At 72.2% G+C, this 1,546-nt stretch carries 2 protein-coding genes; both read left to right on the top strand.

Annotation, left to right across the window (positions count from 1 at the left end; translation table 11 throughout):
- The coding region (locus ACFE99_RS20955) for a helix-turn-helix domain-containing protein (protein ID WP_375488327.1) at window positions 1-502 on the top strand (502 nt) is incomplete at its 5' end.
- Entirely contained in the window at window positions 499-858 is a 360-nt protein-coding gene (locus ACFE99_RS20950; RefSeq protein ID WP_375488326.1) for a hypothetical protein, read from the top strand. The genes ACFE99_RS20955 and ACFE99_RS20950, both read left to right, overlap by 4 nt.
- Window positions 859-1,546: the final 688 nt, after the last annotated feature.

Genomic DNA, 1,546 nt, shown 5'->3' with positions numbered 1-1,546 from the left:
GAGCGGCAGCGCCCTGGAGCGCAGCGCTACCCGATACCCGTGGCTGCTCCTGAGCGCTGGGGCCGCAGTGTCGGTACTAGCGAACGCCAGCCACGCGATCGTGACGGCCGATGCCAGAGTGCCCGCGGTGCTCGCGGCGTTGGTCGCGGCGGTCCCCCCGGTGGTGCTGGTGGCGATCACGCATCTGACCGTGGAGCTGACTCGCCGCCCGCGCTCGGCGCCCCCGGCAAGCGCATCTGGCCGGGCGGCTCAGCGCCCCAAGCGTCCGTCGCGGACGACAGCTCCGGTCGATGGGAACGGACCGCTCGGTGAGGCCCTGCGGCTGCGAGCGGACACGTCGTTGACGAACCGGGAGATCGCCACGCGGCTCGGGGTGCATCCCTCCACGGTCGGCCGCTGGCTGAAGTCACGAGACGCCCCGACGCTCCCCGCGGGGCGAGCGCCTTTGGAGCTTCCCGGCAGCACGCAGGACGAGATATCTGAGGAAAGGAGACCACAGTGAATACAGACCGAGACCGGCAACGAGCCGATCAGAGCACACAGCACGACCACGATGGGTTGGCTGGCGCGGAGTCCCCGCGCCAGCTATTGGCCGTTCACGATCCGTCCAAGCAGGCTGCCGCCCGCGGTCGGCAGGCGGTGGGTCGCGGGCGCGGAGTGACGGTGCAGTGGGTAAGGCCGACCGAGCTGGCAGCCCGGATCGCGGGCCGCACGACCGCGGGTGCGGTGGCGGCACAGGTGGCCGCCCACCGTCAGGTGCGCGAGAACGTCCGAGCGCGGTTGGCGCCGCTGTCGGCGTTCGGCCGCCAGGCCGAGTCTGGGCTGGTGACGGTCGAGCGGTCGGTGGTCGGCCGTTGACGCTCCACCGTGTGCGTGTCTGCGCTGCCGTGCCGTGTGAGCGGCCCGTCTCGGGGATGTTGCTGATGATCTGACGCCTGCGGGCGACCCAGACGGTGTTCCTTGGGCGGCTGCGGTGGCGCGGGGCGCGCACCTGTTGGGTGCCATGCCCGCCGATCCGTTTTCCCGCCACGTTCCGGCGCCGGCCCCTGTGCCGGGCGCCGGGTCCGAGCCGGCGTTTGCCAGCTCGGCGGGCCTGCGTGCGCTCCTTGACCGACTTCATGACGCTGGGGACGGAGCATGGCGGGGCGATCCAGAAGCGACCGCTCTGCTGGCGTACACGATAGACCGGTATGCGCCACTGGCCCGTAGTTGGCACCGCGACCCCGGCGAGGCAGCTACGGCGGCATTCATGGCGATGCGCCACGACGGGGTGCGCCGGGCGGCAGACCCGTGGGCGGTCGTCACCCGTGCGGTGCAGGTCAGCCTCTCGGCGGAGAATCACGCCGAACGGCATCTGACCTCGACCGAGAAGGCCCGTCGCACCCAGCATGCCGAGTACGACGCGCCGGTCCGGGCCGGTGAGCTGACCGACACGCTCCCCTTCGCGATCCGCGCCTCGCCGCGCGAGCCGGAGGCCGAGCCGGTGATCGCCGATGCGATCGTGCTGAGGGAGCTGCTGGGCTGGCCGAGGGTGGTCGCCGGCGCG

It is taken from the genome of uncultured Mycobacterium sp., assembly GCF_964249325.1.
Classification (GTDB): Bacteria; Actinomycetota; Actinomycetes; order Mycobacteriales; family Mycobacteriaceae; genus Mycobacterium.
Note: the sequence above shows the minus strand (reverse complement) of the source record. Positions and strands in the feature narration are given on the sequence as shown.